Origin of the sequence: Herpetosiphon sp. NSE202, assembly GCF_042688385.1 — a bacterium.
Lineage (GTDB): Bacteria > Chloroflexota > Chloroflexia > Chloroflexales > Herpetosiphonaceae > Herpetosiphon.
The window spans coordinates 1-22,877 of record NZ_JBHUPY010000013.1 but is presented as its reverse complement, the minus strand read 5'-3'; the positions used below and the strand labels follow the sequence as shown (position 1 = coordinate 22,877).

The 22,877-nt window shown below is 49.6% G+C and carries 19 protein-coding genes; 12 read left to right on the top strand and 7 right to left on the bottom strand.

From position 1 onward, the window contains the following. Nucleotides 1–156 precede the first annotated feature (156 nt). From ACFMKP_RS16575 to ACFMKP_RS16560, 4 genes are all read left to right on the top strand, one after another. Nucleotides 157–2,310, top strand: coding sequence for a DUF5107 domain-containing protein (locus ACFMKP_RS16575; RefSeq protein ID WP_382293273.1), 2,154 nt, complete (start codon nucleotides 157–159; stop codon nucleotides 2,308–2,310). 410 nt (nucleotides 2,311–2,720) lie between these two features. Further along, nucleotides 2,721–4,013, top strand: a complete 1,293-nt coding sequence (locus ACFMKP_RS16570; protein WP_382293271.1) for an aminotransferase class III-fold pyridoxal phosphate-dependent enzyme — start codon at nucleotides 2,721–2,723, stop codon at nucleotides 4,011–4,013. Between the two features lie 130 nt (nucleotides 4,014–4,143). Further along, nucleotides 4,144–4,380 (top strand): DUF433 domain-containing protein, encoded by a 237-nt coding sequence (locus ACFMKP_RS16565; protein WP_382293269.1) that lies wholly within the window; start codon nucleotides 4,144–4,146, stop codon nucleotides 4,378–4,380. After that, on the top strand, nucleotides 4,380–4,745 hold the full coding sequence (locus ACFMKP_RS16560) for a DUF5615 family PIN-like protein (protein ID WP_382293267.1): 366 nt from the start codon (nucleotides 4,380–4,382) through the stop codon (nucleotides 4,743–4,745). The genes ACFMKP_RS16565 and ACFMKP_RS16560 overlap by 1 nt, the downstream gene beginning before the upstream one ends. Nucleotides 4,746–4,788: 43 nt before the next feature. Here the strand turns inward: ACFMKP_RS16560 and ACFMKP_RS16555 are convergent, their stop codons facing one another. Together ACFMKP_RS16555 and ACFMKP_RS16550 are read right to left on the bottom strand one after the other, a co-directional pair. Continuing rightward, nucleotides 4,789–5,616, bottom strand: coding sequence for an SDR family NAD(P)-dependent oxidoreductase (locus ACFMKP_RS16555; protein ID WP_382293265.1), 828 nt, complete (start codon nucleotides 5,614–5,616; stop codon nucleotides 4,789–4,791). A 218-nt stretch (nucleotides 5,617–5,834) separates the two neighbouring features. After that, nucleotides 5,835–6,263, bottom strand: a complete 429-nt coding sequence (locus ACFMKP_RS16550; protein WP_054534067.1) for a zinc-ribbon domain containing protein — start codon at nucleotides 6,261–6,263, stop codon at nucleotides 5,835–5,837. A gap of 311 nt (nucleotides 6,264–6,574) precedes the next feature. Here ACFMKP_RS16550 and ACFMKP_RS16545 point away from each other — a divergent pair, with 311 nt between their 5' ends. From ACFMKP_RS16545 to ACFMKP_RS16535, 3 genes are all read left to right on the top strand, one after another. Further along, nucleotides 6,575–7,189, top strand: a complete 615-nt coding sequence (locus tag ACFMKP_RS16545; RefSeq protein WP_382293262.1) for a TetR/AcrR family transcriptional regulator — start codon at nucleotides 6,575–6,577, stop codon at nucleotides 7,187–7,189. 93 nt (nucleotides 7,190–7,282) lie between these two features. Beyond that, complete coding sequence (locus ACFMKP_RS16540) at nucleotides 7,283–9,199, top strand: PAS domain S-box protein (protein ID WP_382293260.1); 1,917 nt, start codon at nucleotides 7,283–7,285, stop codon at nucleotides 9,197–9,199. A 94-nt stretch (nucleotides 9,200–9,293) separates the two neighbouring features. Further along, nucleotides 9,294–10,946, top strand: coding sequence for an extracellular solute-binding protein (locus ACFMKP_RS16535; RefSeq protein WP_382293258.1), 1,653 nt, complete (start codon nucleotides 9,294–9,296; stop codon nucleotides 10,944–10,946). Nucleotides 10,947–11,008: 62 nt separating this feature from the next. Here the strand turns inward: ACFMKP_RS16535 and ACFMKP_RS16530 are convergent, their stop codons facing one another. The 3 genes from ACFMKP_RS16530 to ACFMKP_RS16520 all read right to left on the bottom strand — a co-directional run bounded on the left by ACFMKP_RS16530 (nucleotide 11,009) and on the right by ACFMKP_RS16520 (nucleotide 15,414). Beyond that, nucleotides 11,009–13,057 (bottom strand): protein kinase, encoded by a 2,049-nt coding sequence (locus ACFMKP_RS16530; RefSeq protein WP_382293256.1) that lies wholly within the window; start codon nucleotides 13,055–13,057, stop codon nucleotides 11,009–11,011. Between the two features lie 701 nt (nucleotides 13,058–13,758). Beyond that, complete coding sequence (locus tag ACFMKP_RS16525; RefSeq protein WP_382293254.1) at nucleotides 13,759–14,514, bottom strand: hypothetical protein; 756 nt, start codon at nucleotides 14,512–14,514, stop codon at nucleotides 13,759–13,761. 195 nt (nucleotides 14,515–14,709) lie between these two features. Beyond that, nucleotides 14,710–15,414, bottom strand: coding sequence for a hypothetical protein (locus ACFMKP_RS16520; RefSeq protein WP_382293252.1), 705 nt, complete (start codon nucleotides 15,412–15,414; stop codon nucleotides 14,710–14,712). Nucleotides 15,415–15,909: 495 nt separating this feature from the next. Here ACFMKP_RS16520 and folP point away from each other — a divergent pair, with 495 nt between their 5' ends. Together folP and ACFMKP_RS16510 are read left to right on the top strand one after the other, a co-directional pair. Then, a complete protein-coding gene (folP, locus tag ACFMKP_RS16515) occupies nucleotides 15,910–17,166 on the top strand; it encodes a dihydropteroate synthase (RefSeq protein WP_382293250.1) in 1,257 nt (418 codons plus the stop codon). A gap of 3 nt (nucleotides 17,167–17,169) precedes the next feature. Next, nucleotides 17,170–18,090 (top strand): cytochrome c biogenesis CcdA family protein, encoded by a 921-nt coding sequence (locus ACFMKP_RS16510; RefSeq protein WP_054534062.1) that lies wholly within the window; start codon nucleotides 17,170–17,172, stop codon nucleotides 18,088–18,090. 212 nt (nucleotides 18,091–18,302) lie between these two features. Here the strand turns inward: ACFMKP_RS16510 and ACFMKP_RS16505 are convergent, their stop codons facing one another. Then, the gene (locus ACFMKP_RS16505; protein ID WP_382293247.1) at nucleotides 18,303–18,740 is read right to left on the bottom strand and encodes a hypothetical protein; all 438 of its coding nucleotides are present in this window, start codon (nucleotides 18,738–18,740) and stop codon (nucleotides 18,303–18,305) included. A 127-nt stretch (nucleotides 18,741–18,867) separates the two neighbouring features. Then, the gene (locus ACFMKP_RS16500; RefSeq protein ID WP_382293246.1) at nucleotides 18,868–19,881 is read right to left on the bottom strand and encodes an MBL fold metallo-hydrolase; all 1,014 of its coding nucleotides are present in this window, start codon (nucleotides 19,879–19,881) and stop codon (nucleotides 18,868–18,870) included. Between the two features lie 112 nt (nucleotides 19,882–19,993). On the opposite strand from ACFMKP_RS16500, the gene ACFMKP_RS16495 reads away from it, so the two are divergent. The 3 genes from ACFMKP_RS16495 to ACFMKP_RS16485 all read left to right on the top strand — a co-directional run bounded on the left by ACFMKP_RS16495 (nucleotide 19,994) and on the right by ACFMKP_RS16485 (nucleotide 22,597). Then, nucleotides 19,994–20,710, top strand: a complete 717-nt coding sequence (locus ACFMKP_RS16495) for a SpoIIE family protein phosphatase (protein ID WP_204757660.1) — start codon at nucleotides 19,994–19,996, stop codon at nucleotides 20,708–20,710. Nucleotides 20,711–20,769: 59 nt separating this feature from the next. Next, nucleotides 20,770–21,117: a hypothetical protein gene (locus tag ACFMKP_RS16490; protein WP_382293244.1), complete on the top strand. Its 348-nt coding sequence runs from the start codon at nucleotides 20,770–20,772 to the stop codon at nucleotides 21,115–21,117. Between the two features lie 199 nt (nucleotides 21,118–21,316). Then, nucleotides 21,317–22,597, top strand: coding sequence for a hypothetical protein (locus ACFMKP_RS16485; RefSeq protein WP_382293242.1), 1,281 nt, complete (start codon nucleotides 21,317–21,319; stop codon nucleotides 22,595–22,597). Nucleotides 22,598–22,877: the final 280 nt, after the last annotated feature.

Here is a 22,877-nt window from a genome sequence, read left to right as displayed (position 1 = left end):
ACCCCTTTCGACCATACACACTGCCAATACTATAGAGCATATTCGGCCAAGCTTTGACGATTTTCAGGTTTCTCAGGCCAACTTCAGCGAGATGCTATGGTTTTTGTCAGCCTCCAGCGCTATACTCGCACCAGATGTTTGGTTTTGGAGGAATAGATGATGCGCCGAATAACCCTCGTTGGTTGTCTCTTGATGGTAAGTCTTAGTTTAGTTCAGCAACGGCCAAGTTATGCTGCGTTTGCCGATGGCTTTGCCGATTCGGCCTTTCGCCAACGCTGGCAACGCGCCGATCAAGCGGTTGCCGATGCTCAGACCAGTCGCTCGTGGATTTGGGGTCAGCAAATTGGGCCACGCAGCTTTGAGCGCTATCAGGAATCGCCGCAAAATAATCGCCTGACCCAGTATTTTGATAAAGCTCGCATGGAAATTACTCAACCAGCTGCCGACCGTAATAGCGAGTGGTTTGCCACCAATGGTTTGTTGGTGGTCGAGATGATCAGTGGTCAGATGCAAACCGGCGATCAGCGCTTCGAGCCACGCACCGCAGCCAATGTGCCAATTGCAGGCGATCCCGATAGCCCCAGCCCAACCTATGCCAGCCTTGGGCCAATTGCCACAACCAACGGCTATAATCGCAGCGAAAATCGCCAAGGCCAACGCATTAGCAGCGTGCTGGCAGCCAATGGTCAAATTAGCGATGAGCCAAATCTAGCAACACCCAACACCACAATTGCACATTACGAAGCCGTAACTGGCCACAATGTGCCCAAAGTATTTGTCGATTTTCAGCAATCGCTGGGTGATGTAACCAATGTGCTCGGGACATTTGGCTATCCCATCACCGAGGCATATTGGATCGATACCCGAATCGGCGGCCAAGCGCAACGGGTGCTGTTTCAAGCCTTCGAGCGCCGTGTGCTGACCTACAATCCCAATAATGCGGCCAATTGGCAAGTTGAAATGGGCAATGTGGGCAGCCATTATTATCGCTGGCGCTATGCCACGCCAATGCATTATTTTCAGGCGAGCGAGAACAAAGCCACCGTTTCGGAGGCGGGAACGATCGCGTTGAACACCGAAGGCTATCAAGGCGCACTCGTCGATAGTCAACCCAACGACCCAATTTTCCCGTACAAGCGCATTGATCGCAGCAAAATCACCGCCTATCAAGCAAAAAATTATCGTTTGCTCAAGCTTGAAAATCGTTATGTCACGCTGACGATGCTGCCAGAACTTGGTGGCCGTGTCTATCAATTGACCAACAAAGCTACTGGCCAAAACCTGCTCTATCAAAATCCGGTGATCAAAGCCAGCCATTTGGGTCAACGCGGTTGGTGGTTGGCAGCGGGCGGCATCGAATGGGCAGCGCCAACCGAGGAGCATGGCTACCTTGAATCGGAACCATGGGATTATCGTTTGGAACAAACCAACGATGCGGCGCGGGTGATTGTTTCAACGACCGAACGCCACACCGGAGTGCAAATTGAAATCACGGTTGAGCTAACCAACGATAGCCAAATTGTGAATATGCGTGGCAGCTATCGCAACCCAACTGCTAGCCCACAGCCGTTTCAATTTTGGATGAATGCGATGATTGCGCCTGGTGGAGTTAACCATTTGCAACCGAGCCTGCATTTCGTGGTGCCAACCAAGCAGATGATTGTCCATGCAACCCAAGATGCGGCCTTGCCTGCACCCCAGCAAACCATTAGCTGGCCCACGTTCAACAATCGCGATCTTAGTCGCTATGCAACTTGGAACGGCTATATCGGCCTGTTTGCCGCCGACAACTTGAGCGGCGGCTGGGCTGGCGTGTATGATCCGGCGCTCAACCAAGGCCTCATGCTGGTTGATCTTGATCCAAATTTGCCTGGCATCAAAACCTTTGCCTTTGATGATCAATTTGATCGTAGCCTCTACACCACCGATGGCAGCGATTATGCAGAGCTATGGCATGGCGCTCAACGCACGTTCTGGGATTATCCAGCCTTGCCAGCAGGCCAAAGCCGTTCATTCGAGGCTCATTGGCTGCCCTTACACGACCTTGGCGATCTCAGTGCGGGCAATCGCTTTGGCGCAATTGGGCTGGATCGCAGCAGCACCGGCCATTTGGTGGTCGCAATTCAACCAAGCCAAGCCTTCGCCGCCACGCCAATCAAAATCATGAGCGAAGGCAAATTGCTATGGCAAGGCACGCTTGATCTCAAGCCCCAACAGCCGTTACGCATTGAACTAGAGCAACTTGTCTATCCCAATCGCCCCATCAGCGTTGAATGGGCTGGCCAAACCCAAGCATTAATCACGCCATAAGCTTGTAACCGCGATTATGCCCTCACCCCCAGCCCCCTCCTTTCAAGGGTCGGTTTTGAGTGATTGGTCGGCGGTGGAGCGTTCCCTCACCCCCCAGCCCCCTCTCCCACGAAAACGCGGGCGAGGGGGAGCACCAATGTTCACCACCAATCATGCCAAACCACGCCATTAAAGCCCCTCTCCCACTGAACGCGGGCGAGGGGTTGGGGTAAGGGCATACCCTTTTGATTGTTAATCCAACGAATCTCCGATAGCCAAAAGCCTATAGCCAGCGTAATTAAGCTATTTTTGACAAACCAATGCCCCTTCCGTATACTAGCGCTCAAATAAAATCTATTTAATCCGACTAAATTGATTTTATTCTACATAATCATCACATTAGCCCAAAATATATGGAAGGATCGAGCAGCATGAGCGCAGCACAACTGCCAAAGGTCAGCGGCGAAGCCCTCAATCTCAGCAAATCGATGGAATTATTGGCCCAAGCAGAAGCAATTGTTCCTGGCACAACTCAATCGTTGATGAAGAGGCCAGAACAATTTGCCTATGGTTCGTTTCCAGTCTTTATTGATCATGGCGATGGCGCATTAGTGACCGACGTTGATGGCAACCAATATATCGACTACATCTGTGGTTTGGGTGCAACCACCTTGGGCCACAATCACCCAGCAGTTGTCGAAACGATTCGCAAGAATTTGGATAAAGGGCTGATTCATTCGCTGCCCACGGAAGTTGAGGTTCGCGCAACCCAAGCCTTGCTCGATATTATTCCCAATGCCGAAATGGCGCGTTTCTTCAAAACTGGCGCTGATGCAACCTCAGCAGCTGTGCGCTTGGCCCGCCACGTTACCAAACGCGAACGGATTATCACGGTTGGCTACAACGGTTGGCACGATCATTTTATGTATTACACGCCTGGCGTGCCCGCAGGCCTGAGCCAATACACCGAGCAAGTATCGTTGATGGCTCCCCACGAAAAGCCCAACTTGATTGCAGCAATCAACAAACATGGCGATCAATTGGCCGCCGTTTTGCTCTCAATGCCCTACAAACACTGCTTGGATGCTGAGTATTTGAACGAAGTGAAGGCCGCGTGTCATGCAGTTGGAGCATTATTTGTGCTCGACGAAGTGGTGACGGGCTTCCGCTTGGCGCTTGGTGGCGCACAAGAATTCTATGGCATTGATGCAGATTTCGTCTGTCTCTCGAAGGGTATCGCCGCAGGCATGCCACTTTCAGCGATTGCAGGCCCCAAAAAGTATCTTGAACGCTTATCAGATTTGCAAGTTTCAACCACCTTTGGCGGCGAAATGCTTTCCTTGGAAGTCTGCTACGAAGTGATCAACGTCTATCGCAATACCAATTACTTTGCGCATGTTGCCCAGCTTGGCCAGCGTTTGCGCGACGGCGTGAATGCCAAAGCAGAAGCGCTTGGGGTTGCGTTGCGGGTTTACGGCTACGATGCAATTCCATTCTTTTCGTTTGCCCCTGATATGCCAACCCATGCTCGTTTGATGGAAGGGCTGTTGGGTGCAATTGCCAAACATGGCGTGATTTTGCGCCGCGATGTTAACTTCTTGACCAGCGCTCACACAATCGAGCAAATCGACTTCACGGTCGAAGCGGTTGCCAAAGGCTTGCAAGAGTTGCTTGATCGCGGCATCATCGAATCGACGAACGGCAAAGAACAAGCAGCAGGCTAGTTCCATAGCTCCATAAAAGAAAGCGCCTCGGTATGTTTAATACCGAGGCACTTTCAGCTCTAAAAATAAATAGAATATGGTATGATCATTGAGATATAGACGAGTGCATAGCTCCAATTTGGAGGAATTTATGACATCATGGCAACAGTATCTCCATGCTGATCACACAATTCTAGCAGGAAAACCAGTAGTCCGTGGAACACGGTTAAGTGTCGATTTCCTCTTAGAATTGCTTGCCAATGGTTGGCGAGAAGAAACCATTCTGCATGAATATCCTCAATTAACCCCAGAAGCTATGCAGGCAGTTTTTCAGTTTGTAGCTGAATGCATGCGTGATGCAGCATTCTATACAAGGATTGCCGCCTAATGCGCTTTCTTGCTAACGAAAATATTCCATATAGTGCAATTGCTTGGCTACGCCACAATGGCTATGATGTCAGTTCAATCAGTGAAGATACTCCAGGAATTCCAGATCATGCAGTGTTAGAGTATGCTCGAAATGAGCAACAGATTATCTTAACCTTTGATCGAGATTATGGTGAGTTAATTTTCCGTTTTGGCTTGCCCATTCCTGCAGGTATTATTTATTTTAGATTTCCACCGACAACCCCACTTTTAGTTGCCGAAAGACTAATAGCACTGATCAAAAGCCAAGTGCCGCTCATAGGAATGTTTACGGTTGCAGATTTAGATCATATTCGGCAACGTTCACTCCCAACATCTTCAGCATAGAAAGATCGCGAATGATCTCCTCCTCTCAGCTTGCTCTCATTGACTAAATCCCCATCCCGCCGGTTACTTCCAAGATTTCGCCATTCACATAATTGGCCAAACTCGAAGCCAAAAAGACCATTGGCCCAGCTGCTTCCTCAGGCGTACCAGCCCGCCCCATCGGGTGAAACATGGTAATTCCAGCCATCAGGTTTTCGGGCACGCCAAGTTTTATTTCCTGTTCGCCACGCTGAATCGTTTCGCCCTGTTCTTTGGTAGCGGTCAAACGGGTTTCGATAAAGCCATAGCAGACTGCATTGGTTTGCACATTGAAACGGCCCCATTCCTTAGCCAAGGTTTTGGTTAAGCCAACTACGCCTGATTTGGCAGCCGAGTAATTGGCCTGGCCAGCATTGCCATACACGCCCGAAACCGACGAAACATTGATAATTTTGCGTGCTTTGGCCGCGCCATTGACCTTGATTTCGGCTTTGGCTGTGTCGCGCAAATAGGGAGCAGCGGCCCGAATCAAGCGAAATGGTGCTGATAAATGCACATCGAGCATAGCTTGCCATTGTGCATCATCCATCGTGTGGAGCACCCCATCCCACGTGTAGCCAGCATTGTTGACCAAAATATCGAGGCCGCCAAAATGCTCTAACGTGGCGGCAATCGCTTGGGGAGCAAATTCAGCGCTGGTCACATCGCCAGCAAATGCCAGGGCTTGGCCACCAGCAGCCTTTAATTCAGCTGCCAATTGCTCAACTGGTGCAGCATCCAAATCGCAGAGCACCACATGCGCTCCGTGTTGGCTGAATAAACGGGCGGCTGCCGCCCCAATTCCACGTCCAGCTCCCGTAATCAATGCCACTTTTTCGGCCAATAACGCCATTGTCTACCTCCAAAAACAGCTAGTATCTGGCGATCATACTAGACCTTGGGATAAAATGCTATCCAAGCTGAATATTGCCCTTACTTTTACCAAGCAACCTTGGATGTAAGCCATTGCAAAGGAGCAATAGCTATGGCTTGATTAAGCGGCTAAAAAACAATTCAGCCGCCCCAATTGGCGACTGAACGACTGCCCCACCAACCTAAAACGACGCTAGCCTACCAACGCGAAGAAGTTCGTTGTTTTTGAAAACAATCGCGGCAATACACCGGACGGCCCTGCGTTGGCTTGAATGGCACAGTCGTGGTGCGACCACATTCAGCACAAACGGTATCGTACATTTCACGGGGAGCTTGGCCAGCAGCATCGCGCCGATTGCCACCACCAAAGCCAGAGCGCCCACCACCAAAACTATCGCGCCCGCCATATTCGCGGCTGCGCTCCCGACCACCAAAACCACTATCTCGATCATAGCTTGAGCGACCACTTGGCTCGCTGCGTTGTTGCTTTTTGCTTTGACGACATTGAGTGCAGCGCCGTGGTTCGTTGGTAAAGCCTTTTTGTGCGTAAAACTCTTGTTCACCAGCAGTAAAAACGAAGTCATTCCCGCAATCGACACAGACGAGGGTTTTGTCGGTGAAACTCATAGGATTCCTTCCAAAAGGTAAGACCGGTTTTCGGGGTGAAAGGGTTTGGGTCAACGCAAAACTCAAGCGTGAAAGCCGATTGCGAGTGGGGCAGCAAAGCTCCATTTGAGGTCGCGACCAAAACATTCACTTGCGGCCAAGTATATCACAGCCAAAACGCATAGCAAGCCTCTTTTTTAGGCATGTTTAAGCCTTTAGAATGGGCTAAAAAGCTTGTGTAATTGTTCAATTGGCTGGTTCTGGAGCCAGTGATTTTTGCTATAATCAAGCAACACTCGCCACATTGTTCAAGCCGACAAAGGAGCTATCCATTGGCACGTACCGCCGACCCTCATCGCCGCCAAGCTATTCTCAGTGCCGCCCGGGAAGTGTTTATGCAGCAGGGCTATACCAAAGCCCGTATGCTCGATATTGCTGCCCGCGCTGAAATGGCCACCGGAACGCTCTATCTCTATTTTGATTCCAAGCAAACCTTGGCGATGGCGCTGGCCGATTCAGTTTTAGAGGGCTTAACTGAAGTCATTGTGCCCATCTTGGCGCTCGAATCAACCCCAACCATGATTCGCGAATGCGTCCAAACCGCAATTCGCTATTCACTGCAACACACCGATTTATTTCGCTTGCTGGGGCTGGAAGCTGGCTTGAACCTTGAGGCCGAGCAACAACAACCATCGCGTTTGCGCTTGCACGCTATTTTGGCCGAAGCGCTCGCTCAACGCATGCAGCAAGGCAGCATCTACCACTATCAACCGCTGGCCTTGGCCGAAATTTTGGCAGGCTTAATTGAATGGGTTGTAACAATGGCCATGCTGCGCGGCGAAAGCGATGTGAGCAACTACGAGCCAACCTTGTTGCAATTTATCGAGCAAGCCTTGTTGCCGCCCCAAAACCAACCCCAGCAAGCTACGACAAAGCCTGCGGTTTAGCCCATCAAGCAGCCTGAAAGTGCTACTGCACAAAAGTACGCAGGTGTGCTATCATAAGGGCCAACCACACCTCAGCCATTAGGTATACGAACCATGCGTGCATTCTTTACTCCAGCCACATGGCTGATGAAACGCCTAACGTATCCCCAAAAATTCGGGTTATTGAGTTTGGTTTTTGCCATTCCATTAACCTTTTTGCTGAGTGCAATATTAACTGATCTGCAACGTGAAATAAATTATACCCGCAGCGAATTAAATGGCACAACCTATTTGCAACCGTTGCGTGGCCTCATGCAATCGATTGTTGAGCAACAATTGTTGGCTGAACGCTATCTCGGTGGCGACCAAGCCTCATTAAGCCCACTCTTGCTCAAAAACGAGATGATTAGCCAACAACTTGAAGCATTTAAAGCCTTCGATGAGCAATATAAAGGCCGCTTTGATACCCAAACCCAAGTAACTGTGCTTTTCAATGAATGGGAACGGCTGCAAGCTCAATTGACTTTGCGCAGCGTGCCTGATAGCAATGCCGCCCACAATCGGGTATTGCAAGCGGTGCGCGCATGTATGCAACGCATCGGCGATCAATCGGGCTTAATTCTCGATCCCAATATCGATAGTTACTACTTAATGAATGCGCTGATTGAAACCCTGCCAGCCCACCAAGCAGCAACTGCGAGCGTGGCCAGCGCAGGCGGCAATGCAATCGATCGCGGCACAGTTAGCCCTGAGGAACGCAACACGCTCACCGTCGTCAATAGCCAATTGCAAGAAACCAACACCGAAATCAACTATAGTTTAGGCGTGGTATTTAACAATAACGAAGCCTTACGCCCAGTGATGGAAGAATCGGTGCGCAGCTTTATTCAAGCCACCGAAGAGCTTAGTTTCCAAATTCTGCTCCAAGTGATTCGGGTTGAAACCCCAACCGTCGATCCAAGCACCTTTCGCCAAGAAACCGAACGCACAATCGACAGTAGTTTTAAGCTTTGGGATGCTACCTCAACCCAGCTTGATGCGCTGCTCAACCAGCGAATTAGCCAAGCCCAAACTCGCCGCGCCTTCTTCATTAGCCTGATTGCCTTGTTGGTGTTGCTGGCAGTGTATCTCTTCCTTGGCTTCTACCGCGCAGTTATGGATACGGTGCGGGCCTTTCAACAAGCTGCTGGCAGTATGCTCACCTCGAATACGCTGAGCAACGTCAAGATTGATACTCGCGATGAATTAGGTCAAGTTGCGACTTCGTTCAATTCAATCGCCAGCGCCATGGTCGAATCGAGCAGCCAACGCCAAGCAATTGTAGACCACGCTGCCGAAGCGATTATTACCTACGATCAGCAGGGCATTATTCGCTCGGCCAATCGCGCTGCCGAACGCATTTTAGGCCGCAACGTCGATCAATTAAACATCGCTGAGGTGCTAGGGGTGGAATTGGCTAGCCTGCAGCAGCAAAGCGCAGCCGCCGAGTTTGATGTGCGCTTGCCCAACGGCGAAACCCAACCGGTTGAAATGGTGCTCGGTACCATGCAAACTGACGAGCACCAACTTTGGATCGCCTTCCTGCGCGATATTCAGATTCGCCGCCGGACCGAGCAAGAACGTAACCAACTGCAAGCTGAAATGATTCGCGGCCACACGGCGATGCTGGCTCGCTTGAGTGCACCGTTAATTCCGCTGAGCGATACAGTGATGGTTATGCCATTGGTCGGGGCGCTCGATGGCGAGCGGTTGCAACAAATTACCAATAATCTGCTTGATGGCATTTCGAGCCAACGCGCGCGGGTTGCCCTGCTCGATATGACTGGCGTGCCAAATGTTGACCGCGAAGTTGCCAGCCGCTTGTTGCGGGCAGCTCAAGGCATTCGCTTGCTCGGCGCAAACCTCATTTTGACGGGCGTTCAGCCAGATGTAGCCCAAGCATTGATCAGCGTTGGCGGCAATCTCGACGATCTCCAAACCTACCCCACCTTGCAACAAGGCATTCGCACGGTGCTGCGCAACCACGCGTAACCTCAGCCATCCAACCCGCGTATCAGCAACGAACCTTTCTTAACGCCTTGCAAAGCGCTACAATAGAGCTTGTCAGTTTAAGGAGATTAAGCTTATGCAACGCTTCTTCCGAAGTTTCCTCATTGTCATTATGCTCATCCTCGCCGCCTGTGGTGAGGAAGCCCAAGTACCTACGAGAACGAGCCAAACCAGCGGCCCAGTTGTAGGCGCGAATGATCTGCTGATTAGCATCACCTATAGCCCAGAAAAAACCAAATGGCTACAAGAGCGCATCAGCACGTTCAACAACCAAAATGTGCAATCAAATGGCAAACGAATTGTCGTCCAAGGCACTGAGCTTTCCTCGGGCACGGCCCGCACTCAATTGCGCGCTGGTCAGCTAAAAACTACCATCTGGACTCCATCGGCCTCAACCTGGCTCGAAGTCTTGAAGAAAGAAAGCAATAACCCCAGCATTGCCGAGCCAGATCCACAATCGTTGGTGTTAACCCCAGTGGTTATTTCGATGTGGAAACCAATGGCCGAAGCCATGGGCTACCCCGACAAAGAGGTTGGCTGGTCGGATATGCTGGCCTTGATTCAGGATTCCGAAGGCTGGGGCAAATTTGGCCAACAAGATTGGGGCCGCTTCTCGTGGGGCCACACCGACCCCGACATTAGCACAACCGCGCTTTCAACGGTGTTAGCCGAGTTGTATGCAGCCAACAGCAAAACCAGCGATCTCACGGTCGAAGACATTAACCAAGAAAAAAGCCAACAATTTTTGCGCGATTTGGCGCAAGGCATCAAGCACTATGGCTCGAACACCTTGGTTTTTAGCCAAAACATGCAAAAATATGGCATGGCCTATATCTCAGCCTTCCCAATGGAAGAAATTACCCTGATTGACTTCAATAAGCAAGGGCCAAATGTGCCGTTGGTGGCAATTTACCCCAAAGAAGGTACGTTCATCCACGATAATCCATTTATTGTGATGAGCGATGCCAACGCCGACGAAAAAGCTGCGGCCAGCGTGTTCTACGATTTCTTGCTTACACCCGACAGCCAAAATTTGGCGATGCAGCAAGGCTTTCGGCCAGCGAATGTTGATGTTGCATTGGCCTCGCCATTAACCCCGCAATTCGGCGTAGACCCCAATCAGCCACGCAATTCGTTGGCAACTCCACCAGCAGATGTGATTGTGGCCGCCAAAAACGCTTGGGCCAATAACCGCAAGCCAGCCAATATTATGTTGGTTGTCGATAGCTCTGGCTCGATGCGCGACGACGATAAGATGGATCAAGCCAAACTTGGTGTAGAAGTCTTTCTCAGCCGTTTGCCCAGCAAAGATAACGTCGGCATGATTGGCTTCTCATCAAGCCCAACGGTGTTGGTGCCGCTTGCCACCCGCAGCGAAAATATGTCCAACTTGCAAATGCAAACCCAAGGGCTCGTGCCCGATGGCAATACCTCGCTCTACGATGCGGTTGATCTCGCTCGCAAAGAACTAGAAGCCCTCAAACAGCCAGATCGCATTAATGCGATCGTCGTTTTGAGCGATGGCGCTGATACCGCCAGCCAAATCTCAATCGATCAGATGTTGGGGAATTTTGGCGAATCGAGCATTCAAATCTTCCCAATTGCCTACGGCGCTGATGCAGAAAAGAGCATTTTGCAACAAATTGCCGATTTCTCACGCACCGAATTGGTCGAGGGCAGCACTGGCGATATTGATAAAATCTTCGAAAACCTCAGCCGCTACTTCTAAAAAACCAACAGCGCTGGCGTTACTTGTAACGCCAGCGCTGTTTTTAATGCCAACTAGTCGAGCTAGTAAATAAAAATAACGAAGATCAGCGTAATCAGCAAGGCAGCTGCGAGTGCAGCAACCCCAAGCCAGCTGATAATGCGCGCCCAATCGCGGAAAACCCGCGATTCTTCTTCGCTAATCGTATTTTTGAAGCCCAGCAGGTGTAAGGTAAACAAATCGCTTGGCAATTCGCCTGGCTCCTCGACAATCACTGGCACGCTGGGCGTATCAGCATCGTTATCGGTATCATAGAGCTTGACCACATCGCCATCATCAAGCTGCTGGCCAAGCGCAAATTGCAACTTCGTAACTGGCACCATATGCACAATCAAGCGCGCCAGCACAATGCGCTTATCTTTGCTCACTTCGGCCATGGCTTTTTCCACCAAGCTATCGAGCTTGGGAATCAGCGCCCATTCTTTGGGAATGTTAGTCAGCATATAATTGCAAACTTCGACGGCCTCAGCCTGCAATAAACCCTCATCAACATCGGGCAAATCGTCGTGAATGCTCCAATTGAGCGGGATGCGCTGCCAATTGAAGGCCTTGCGCTTGACGATCATGCCAATGCCTTGGCAATCGGGGCAGACCAAATAGCCTTTGCCCTTACAATCGCTACAGGTTTGGACTTCGTTTTCGACAACTTGGGTTGGGGTTTGAACCTTATTGCCATTGGCATCGGTGACATCGACCATCTTTTCAACAGTTTTGGTGATGGTAACGCGGCCATTGCCTTTACATTTTTGGCATAAGATGTTGCCCTTGGTCGAACAACGGCCGCATTGGCTGACCTGTTCTGAGCCTTTGATCCGATCGACCAAGCCTTCGGAAGCTACAAAATCGCTAAATTCTGGCAGCTTTACATCCCACACGCCCAATTCCATCTCGCCACTCATGGGCTGGCGCTCGCGGTCGGCTTCTTGTTTGATAAAGGCTTCGCCACGATGTTCATACAGCACATCGAGCTTGTAGTAGTAGATATTTTGGCTTTGGATGCGATAGAAGGTGGCGAGACGACCAAGATTGCGCCGCCGGAAGCGCTCGCCCATGCTCCAAGCTTCGAGCAAATTAACCAAATGCTCTGGCTGGCTCAAAATAGCGGCACGCCGATGCGCACGCTTAATAGGTTCCGATTTAAGCTGCGGGCCAAGGTATTCTTCGACGGCATTGGGTTCGAGACCTTCCGCGCGGAAGGATGGGGCGAGATAGATCGAGTGGCGCTGCACAGAGACGCTCCCTTCACTGGTAGTCAAGGCAGGATGCTCCGAAAAAATCCGACGTAGTGCTGCGCTTGCCTCGGCTACTGTTTGATAGCGTTGAGCAGGATCGACCGCCAGCAATTTGGCAATAATTGGGTCGATGTCAGGCGAAAGACCAACTAACGTCGATATGGGTGGATATGGTTGAACATTCTGAGGGTCGGCATAATCAAGCGGATCGGCCCATGGCAAACGGCCAGCCAACATCGCATACAAGATCAAACCAAGCCCAAAAATATCGGATTGAGCGTTGACTTCGCGTGCGCCGCGCAGATGCTCGGGCGAGAAATAGCCAGGCGTGCCCATCACCACGCGGTTGGTGGTGTTGCTATGGGCTTGTTCCCAACGGGCAATCCCAAAATCGCACAGCACAACCCGTTGCAGATCGTGATCAAACAGAATATTGCCAGGCGAAACATCGCGATGGACAATCCCTTGGCTATGGGCAAAATCCAAAGCCTCACCAATTTGGTAAAAGACGCTGAGCGCAAGCTCGGGCGTTAGATGTTGCTGAGGCGCTGTTTCGAGCATGCGCTTCAACGAGCCGCCCATGAGTGCCGCCATCACCGTATAGGCAAACGGGCCTTGCATGCCATGATCATAAATTTCGATGATTTGCGGATGGCGCAGTTTGCTGGTAATTTCGGCTTCGCGCTGAAAACGCTCAACCAACTCTTCGGTATGATTGAGCAAAACTTTAATCGCCACTTGGCGCGGCAAGGCTCGATGTTGGCCGAGAAAAACTGCCGCAACTCCGCCTCGATCTAATTCGCGCTCAATCGTATAGTTGCCAAACGTTCGAGGTAGCACAATGCGGCTCCTGTTCAGCAGACAGCTTCAAAAACTCAATCCAAGCGCAGATTATAGCATAGCCGTCACACATGTGGGGGAGATGGGCGAAAGGATGAATTATGAGGGATGAAGGATGAAATCAGAAGGCAAAAGTCAAAAGGCAGAAAAGAACATAGAGCATAGAACATAGATGTACTGGTTCATCACGTTAACCACCGATTTCCCCTCACCCCCTAGCCCCCTCTCCCGTCGAACGGGCGAGGGGGAACTACACAATCCGTGCTCCCCTCGCCCGCGTTCAGTGGGAGAGGGGCTGGGGGTGAGGGCATACTCATCGTTGTCAATCCAATGAACCAGTACACATAGAGCATAGAACAATCGAAAGGCAGAAGTCAAAAATCAAAAATCAAAATGCTCAGGCTATAGGCTATCGGCTTTGGGCTATTGGAACAATAATCAAAACAATCTGGGCAATCTGTGGCCAACGAAAAGGATGAAGGATGAGGGATGAAATCAGAAGGCAAAAGTTAAAAGGCAAAAACCTATAACCTCAATGTTGGGTAATCTGTGCAATCTGTGGCCAAAAATAATCCTTCGTGCAATTCGTGCAATTCGTGGCAAAAAATAATCATCATTCGTGTTCTTCGCGTTCTTTGCGGTTTCGGTTCTTCGTGTCCTTCGCGTCCTTCGTGGTTTCGCTCCTTCGTGCTCTTCGTGGATCACTTATCGGTGCTGGTGGGTGTCGCGCTCACTGGAATCGGCGTACCATTGGGATCGAGCCATTGGCGGGTTTCAAGATTGAAGATTAAGTGTTGGGTCGGCGTGGTTTGGGTGGTGATATACACCAATGGCCATGTCGCCGAATCTACCATAAGTATGCCCTGCACCTGTGGTGTATGATATTCATGTCGCCGCAGTTCTTCAATGGTTAACAAGTTACCAAAAGCATACACAATTATCATTCCTTGATTTGGATTCGCACTTAATGCCCCAGCAAAGATATGATAGTTGACATGCTTGCTTCTATCATTAACCGTCCAACAGTTACCACGAATTGTATCCGTGCCATGATTACATTCAGCCGCTTGCCCTTCTGCGGGAAGTGGTTTTGGCGTTGGACTAAAATTGTTATCAAGATGGGCAACACTGGTCATTATTTCAGCTAAATCCGCTTCTATCGTTCCTTGCGTTATGGTTGGGAGTACACCGCCAGCTTCAACCGTTGCCAAATCCCACATTTCTTGGGTTTGTTGCACGGCCATCTTATCTTTAAATGCGACTACGCTGGCGCTCTCGTTGAGTTCGGCTTGGGTTGCCACTGCAACAGCCGTAGCGGTGGTATCAGCGGGAGCAACGGTGCTTGCGGGTTGGCCACTCAGCGGCTCGCTGGATTGATTGCGGCCACAACTTAATAGCAGTCCACTGATTAAAAGCGCGAGCAACATCATACTGCGCAGGAATCCATGATGCACCATTTAAATCTCCTCATCTTCCATACAATGAATCTTCGAGTCCTTCGTGGATCAGTATTTAACGCAGAGACGCAGAGAGCGAAAGGATGAATTATGAGGGATGAGGGATGAAGTCCAAAAGCCTAGAGCCTCATTCCCTTCGTGTTCTTCGCGTCCTTCGTGGTTTCGGTGCTTCGTGTTCTTCGTGCAATTCGTGGATCAATTGCTGGTGGGCGTAGTCGTCACTGGAATTGGAGTGCCAGCACGATTAGCCCATTGGTAGGTTTCAAGATTGAATAACACCTCATACTGATCGCCCACCGAAATCACCAAATAGGGCGAGAGTTCCTGCACAATCGTTAATACATGGGTATTGGAAGGAAGGTATTGCTTCCCCATTGGTATGCCGTTTTCAACGACCCCAATGGAACCACCATCGATTCGATTATTGGCCGCTTTATTCCGCCCTCCATAGCCATAGACGATAAAATCTTTATTGTTAATTACGCCATGCCAACAATTGGTGATAAAGGTTGCGGGGCCTGGCTCGTCGGTTGTGCATTCAAGGTGGTCAAACAAGCGATATTCCCGGGTTGGTAATGGCGTTACGGGTTCGAAAGTAGGCCATGGGAGCATGGTGCGATAGGGTTCAGCAAGGCTCGTCGCCGTTTTGTCAGCAAGGTATTGCTCGAAGGCTAAATACTCAGCTTCTTTGGTTGCGCCTTCGACAACGGCAGTTTGATCAAGCATCGTCGCGGTTAGATTCGCGGTTGGGGTTGGCGATGTGGCAGTTATTATCGGCTGACTTTGACTCAAGCGCGGATCAGGGATTTGGCTGGAGGCGGGCAAGGTTGTGCGGCCACAGGCACTCAACAACAGACTTCCAAACACAATACTATTTACGAAGATTCGGTACTTTCTCACCTACAACTCCCACAACTCATCCAATTCAGGGCTATGCTAGCACGCAGCGAGCTGAGCGCACAATGAACGAGTGCTGATAGTAAGCTGAGAAGGAAGAGAAAGGATGAAGGATGAGGGATGAAGGATGAAATCAGAAGGCAAAAATCAAAAATTTAACGCAGAGGCGCAGGAGAGCGCAAGGATGAAGGATGAGGGATGAAGGATGAAATCAGAAGGCAAAAGTCAAAAACCTATAAACTCAGTGTTGGGTAATCTGTGCAATCTGTGGCTAAAAAAATAAGCATCATTCGTGCAATTCGTGGCCAAAAGATTGTCCTTCGTGTTCTTCGCGTCCTTCGTGGTTTCGATGCTTCGTGCTCTTCGTGCGCTTCGTGGATCAAAAAGCAATCTTGGTATCCCCAAGTACAATACACATTTAAAATCAGCTATTGAACCGAGTCGCAAACTGCGGTATATCGGCTAGAATAGCCATGGCTTAGCACGAAAGATTGGATTATGCCTGAATTTGCCTATAACATTCGTCAATATTACCCCCAACAACGCGCTGAATTGTTGCAGGTTATCGCCCAAATTGAAACCTATCCCAACGCCGCCGAACGGGTGTTGACCAAGGCCAACCTGATTATGCTGCATTGCGATCAGGTTGATCCGCATACGGCGATGATTGTGAAGCAAGAGCTATTAGCACTCGACGGCGATGCCTTGGTTAGCCCGCACGTCTATTTAGGCCAAAGCAGCAACCCAACCAAGCTGCTGGCGTGGGCGAATGAGCGTTCGTGGCGGGCCTTATGCGCCAAATTCCAAGCGATTCCGTTGCCAGCCTTGCAAGCCTTGGCTCAACAAATTGGCGCATTGCTTGTGCATAATCAAGCCCGTGGCAGCCTCAAACTTGGCTCAACCCAGTGGCATTGGGGCCAAAAAACCTTGGTGATGGGCATTCTCAATGTTACGCCTGATTCATTCTCGAATGATGGCTTGCTTGAAGCAGGCCAAATCCAGATTCAGCAACAAGCACTTGATTTTGCCGCTGCTGGAGCCGATATGTTGGATATTGGCGGCGAATCGACGCGGCCAGGAGCCAGCATCGTCAGCATTGAGCAAGAAATTGCGCGGGTTGTGCCAGCAATTCAGGCGATTCGCCAAGTGTGCCAGCTGCCAATTTCGATTGATAGCTACAAAGCAGAGGTTGTGGCGGCGGCGCTGGCTGCTGGCGCGAACGTCGTCAACGATATTTGGGGCTTGCGGCAGGCTGATGATAGTTGGAATACAGCCTTAGCGCAGATCGTGGCGCAGGCCCAAGTACCAATCATTTTGATGCACAATCGGGTCAGCACAGTTGAACAATTTGCCCATGGCACAAATTACGCCGCCAGCAACTATGGCGATATTATTGGCGAAGTCTGTGCTGAATTACGCCAAAGCATCGATTTTGCCTTGCAAAGTGGCATCGCCAATGATTTGATTTTGCTCGATCCAGGCATTGGTTTTGGCAAAAGCCCTGAGCAAAACCTCCAAGTATTACGGCAACTTAGAACAATCGCCAGTTTGGGCTACCCATTATTGGTCGGCACTAGCCGAAAATCCATGATTGGGATAACATTAAACCGACCAGTTGAGCAACGCTTGTGGGGCACAGCCGCCACCGTTGCTTATGCAATTCAGGCAGGAGCCGACATTGTGCGCGTTCACGATGTTGCTGCGATAGTCGATGTTTGTCGAATGACCGATGCCTTAGTTCGTCACGAAGGATAACATATGCAACAAGCGCAAACCCAGCGCCAACCCTCCCGACTGTTTACCATGGCTATGATTGGGCTAGCCGTGTTTGTGGTAGCAGCAATTTTGCTGATTGGGGTCGCCCAAGGTGGCCAAAATGTGATTACCTTGGCGGTTCCGGCTTTTATGGCAGGCGTTTTATCGTTTCTCTCGCCGTGTACCTTGCCAGTGCTACCAGCCTATTTTGCTTGGACATTCGGCATCAATAGCGCTGGAGAGGAGAGCGTCGCCCAAAAACGCCAACGCACCATTATCTCGTCGTTGGCTTTCTTTGCAGGCTTGGCAACCACGATGGTTGTACTGGGCATGGCGATTACAGCAACCAGCCAAGCCATCCGCGGCATTTCATCCAACAAAGATTTATTTGCCCAAATTGGCGGCGTTATTATCATTGTGATGGGTGTGATGAGCATCTTTGGCATTGGCTTCACCGGAGCGAATATCAAGCGCAGTTCAAGCGCCACCGTTGGCAGCGCCTATCTCTATGGCCTGACCTTTGCGCTGGGCTGGACGGCGTGTATTGGCCCAATTTTGGGTGCAATTTTGACCTTGCTGATCTCAACTGGAGCTTCGATTATCGCTGGCGCAACATTAACCTTCATCTATGTGCTTGGCCTAGCCCTACCCTTGATGATTGTCGCGACCTTCTTCAACAAGCTTGGCCAAGGCTCGAAGGGTTGGAAGATTCTGCGTGGACGCGCTTTGGAGTTTAATATCGGCAAGCGCACAATTATTTTGCACTCCACCAGCGTTATTAGCGGCATCTTGTTGATTGCGGTTGGAATTTTGCTAGTGACAGGCCAAATGAGCACATTAAATGATATTGCGCTCGATAACCCAATTAGCAAATGGGCCAACAACGTTCAATACGATATTCAAAACTTCTTCACTGGCGAGTAGAATTCCCTCACCCCCCAGCCCCCTCTCCCACTGAACGCGGGCGAGGGGGAGCCGAGCTTTTTCACCACCTAGTGCGGCAGAACTACATGGTTAAAGCCCCTCGCCCGCCGCGTGGGAGAGGGGTTGGGGTGAGGGAATTTAAATCTCTTCACCCCAACCCCTCAAGCAAGCAGGAATATTCCGATGAATCTGTGAACCAGCCATGGCAAAGATCAGTCGTTCGCAGGGGGTGCTGCGGTAAGTGGAAAGCGAAATTCCTGATTAAATTCATCCACGGTGAAAAATCGGCATCCGGTCATGGATTGCGTCTCAATAGCGGCACGAACGTCGTCATGCATAAAGATCTGCGAGCGAAATGTCTCATCGAGGCAGATTGGTGGGGCTGAGCTATCACGATCAGGATTCAGCCGATATGGTGCGTGGAGATTGTCTGCATCGAGGGTCTGTGGGTCAAGCAATGGTGCTGTCGCTAAGATACGATAGACCACATAATCGTCGCTTTGGGCCAGGACATCCTTGGTTCGCTTATCACGCAACACTACGGGATAGGCTTCATGGGGTGTGTCAAACGCATTCAATACCGCCGCAAGTCGCTGATGAATCAATAAAAAACCAGAAGCATTCCAATAGCTATCAGGCGGATTTGGCACCGAATGGACGACAAACTCTAAAACTTCTGGGTAGTGTAAATGGTATGCATCTGCATCCTTTCTCTATCAATCAAATCTTGAGTAATTATCACCCAAAACGCGGGCGATGCTAACGGAACTTAGCCACTTAAAACAACTCATACACCACATTAATCGGGTCGCGGTCATCGTCGTCGGGGGCGATATTGACTGGCCGCACATAGCCGCGCAGATACAAATATTCGACAAATGCGCCAACTTTTTCGATGCCCAATAGCTCGTCGTAGCCCTGCAAACCACGATACATTGCAGCACTCAACTGCGCCACAGTTTGCGGCTGAGCCTTGAGCAAATCGCTAATGCGCTCGATTTTACGCTGGTTCGAAGCAAAAATTTGTTCCAAACGCTTGGGCAAGTTTTCGATTGGCTGCTCGTGACCACCCAAGGTTAACTCAATGCCATCAAGCCGAGCGACTTGTTGCAAGCCCCAAATATAGTGCTCCAAACCAGTGCCTGGAGTAATCATTTCGGGGGCAAGATGCGGCGCGGTGCGAGCCAAAATATGGTCAGCACTGAACAACACTTCATCCAAACGCAAACAAACTTGGCCTGGGCAATGGCCAGGCGTATACACCACATCGAATAAATTGTATAGCCGATCGCCATCTTCAAAGGTTTGCTCGATTGGCGCGGTTTGAAAGGCCTCTTTATTTTGCAAATACATGCCCATTAAATGCTGATGTTGCGCGCCAGAAACCCCAGCATGGCGCAAAAAGCGGCTTAATGCCTTGGATGCGAAGAGCAACCGCCCATCGTAATTGGTAATCACCCGTCGATCGGCAATGTGGATGGCGGTTGGAGCTTGGGTAAATTGACGCACAAACGGCAAGCCGCCAAAATGATCGATATGAGCGTGGGTCAGAATAATCTGATTAACATCGGCCAAGCTTAATCGTTCGCCCCATTGATCCTGAAGCGCAACGAAGCCCGCTAGCAGATCGCGGTTGGAATTGCCGTGGCCTGAGCCAGTATCGATCAAACAGATGGTACTATCGGCAACCACCAAATAGACATTAGCATAAAACTGCGGAAAAACCTCTACAGGCAGGCTGTAGATGCGTACACCAGCTTGGGTTTCAAAGCGTAAAACGCGCTGCTCCACAGCGGCCTCCTTATACTACTAAGGCCAATTGTACCGCACCCAAAGCGCGCTGTCTCGTGGTATGATGAACAAAGGCAATCGCACCATCAATACTAGAAATCTGAGGATTGTTATGTTGGAACTGCAAGTTGGTGTTGCAAAAGTTGGCAAGTATGCCACCCCAGAAAGCGGCGACACCCTTGAGATGATCGAGCGACCGCATGGCGGCTTTTCGTTTGTATTGGCCGATGGCCAAGGCAGTGGGCGTGGAGCCAAAACGCTGAGTAACCTTGTTACAACCAGGGCAATTTCCATGCTCAAAGATGGCGCACGCGATGGTGCTGTTGCGCGGGCAGTTCACGATTATCTGTATGCTTACCGCCATGGCCAAGTCTCAGCAACACTTAATATACTTTCAGTAGATCTTTCAGCCCGAAGTGTGTTAGTATCAAGAAATAATCCTTGTCCATTTTATGTAATCGATGAACAAGGAATGACGACCTACAACGAGCCGTCAACGCCGATTGGCTTATATTCGATGACCAAGCCGGTGATCACCAAAATTACCTTGCGTCCGTATGTGTATGTTGTGGTGTTTACCGATGGCATTTTGCATGCAGGCCGGCGTTACAACGCAAGTATTGAGCTAGAAAACTATCTTGGCAATTTCAACGTTCGCCAAGGACGAACAGCCCAAGAAGTTACCGATGATGTATTAGGACGTGCAGTGGAACTCGATCAAAATCGACCGAACGACGATATGAGCGTGATCGTGATGGCCGCCTTACCGATGGAGTCGGAAAATAAAGTTCGCCGCATGACCGTCTGTTTTCCAGTAGAACGAGCCTAATTCACAGGCTTCATCGAGGCAAAGCTGGCGGTCAGCAGATACGCTGAAAGGAACCGCCGATGAGTGATCAAGCTGAAACAGTGGTCATTGTGGGGCCATGTGCCGCCGGTAAAACAACTTTACGCCAAGGCTTGGAAACCCATGGAATTCAAGCGCGGGTGATTGCCCAAGAACATTCTGGCATCCGTGGGCTTTGGCGCAAACATCAAGCAGATTATGTCATTTATCTTGATGTCGATTTACCAGCCGTCCATGAACGTGGCCGACCCACATTCCCTGCTTGGTTACACAATCAGCAGCAACAACGCTTGCAAGAAGCGCGTGATGCTGCCGATATTTATCTTGATACAACCAAACATTCGATCAACGATGTCCTGCGCCGGGTACTTTCGGTGATCAGCAATTAAACGAGCAAAACTGCCTACTCGCATCACAATGCTTGAGTAGGCAGTTTTCGGTTTTAACCAGCAAATCCAGTATAATCCTCGTATTCAGCCCCAACCGATAGCGAGGATTATAATGTTCAAACCACTCAGAAATTGGTTTCTGCAACAAGATTATCTCACCCTGATTGCTTTTATATTGATTTTCGCAATGAGTGCCTGTATGAACTTTAGCAGTGATACATGGTGGCTCTTGCGCACAGGTCAAGATATTTTTCAGCAGAAAAGCATTATTACCACCGATCTCCACAGTTGGACCAACCTCAATGCCTACTGGCCAAATCATGAATGGCTAACCCAAGTGCTAATGTATCTCGTTTATTCAATTGGTGGGCTTGGCCTTATTGTAATCGTATTTGCATTGATTGTTACCCTCACATGGCTGATTATTTATCGATTAAGCCCCAGTAGCAGCAAAATAACCCTATTGCTGATCACTTTAGGCATTATTGATAACATTAGTGCATGGAGCATTCGGCCCCAAATTATTTCATTTTTATTATTTATTAGTTTGATTGTGTTGATTCGCCAGCCAAAATTGCACTGGTGGATTGTGCCGTATATGCTAATTTGGGCCAATTTACATGCAGGCTTTGTGATTGGCATCGTTTTGCTTGGTTTAGTTGGAATTGCAGCAATTATCAAACGTGAAGCAATTTTACACTGGCTGATGATTGGGATTGCAGCGGTAAGTGCAACCATGATTAATCCTCATGGCTATAAATTATGGCTTTTCACGCTTAATTCACTTGATAGCAGCACCTATAGCTTCATTGAAGAATGGCGCAGCCAAAGCCTGAGTAATATCAGCAGCTACCCTTTCTTTGTATTAGTTGGTGTGGTTGGACTGGTTTGGTATAAAAAACGCTATAAACCGAGCACAAGCTACGATTGGTTTTTAATGTTGGCAACACTTTTATTTGGTTTTATGGCATTTCGTTCAGTGCGCCAAAGCATCTTTTTCGATGGCCTAGCGGTTCTGTTTCTGGCGCAAATGCTCGCACCGAAGCAGCCGCTAACGCATAAAGCCACGAAGGCCGAGCCAATGCAATTAATCTTAGTTGGGGTTACCGGTGTTATTGCAGTTGGATTAGCACTATTTGTGTGGAATCAACGCGAGCCATTGCTTTCCGAGCCAATTATTGCAGCTTTAGAGCAATGTCCAGGCAACATGTACAATAGCTACAATATTGGTGGCGAGCTAATTTGGTTTGCACCACAAAAGCCAGTTTTTATTGATAATCGTTTTGATCCGTATCCCAAGGATTTTATGCAAGCAAACGTAAATATGGAACAAACGGGTGATTACCAAGCGCTGTTTAGTAAATACAATATTGGTTGTGCCATTGTTGAAAACAATAGCCAACTTGATACTGCGCTCACTCGCGATGGCTGGCAACGTCAAACCAATAATCAAAGTTACAGCGTTCTGTATCAACCATAGCTGCTAGATAATTAATGCAATCGTTGAGCATACTATGTTTATATAAAAGTACAATTGATTAATCAGCTGGCTTATTAAACAAGCATTGAAACAATGATCTAGAGACTATAAACACCCTTCATGAATATTGCATTCATGAAGGGTGTTTTGCTTGATAGCTTAAACAAAAAGAAGACTCCGTTGGAAAACCAACGGAGTCTATCTGGAATGGTACGCATCCCCCTACGTTCCCACAGCGGGTGCTGCAGTAGCCTCGGTGTGTGTCGCGTTCACGGCCTGG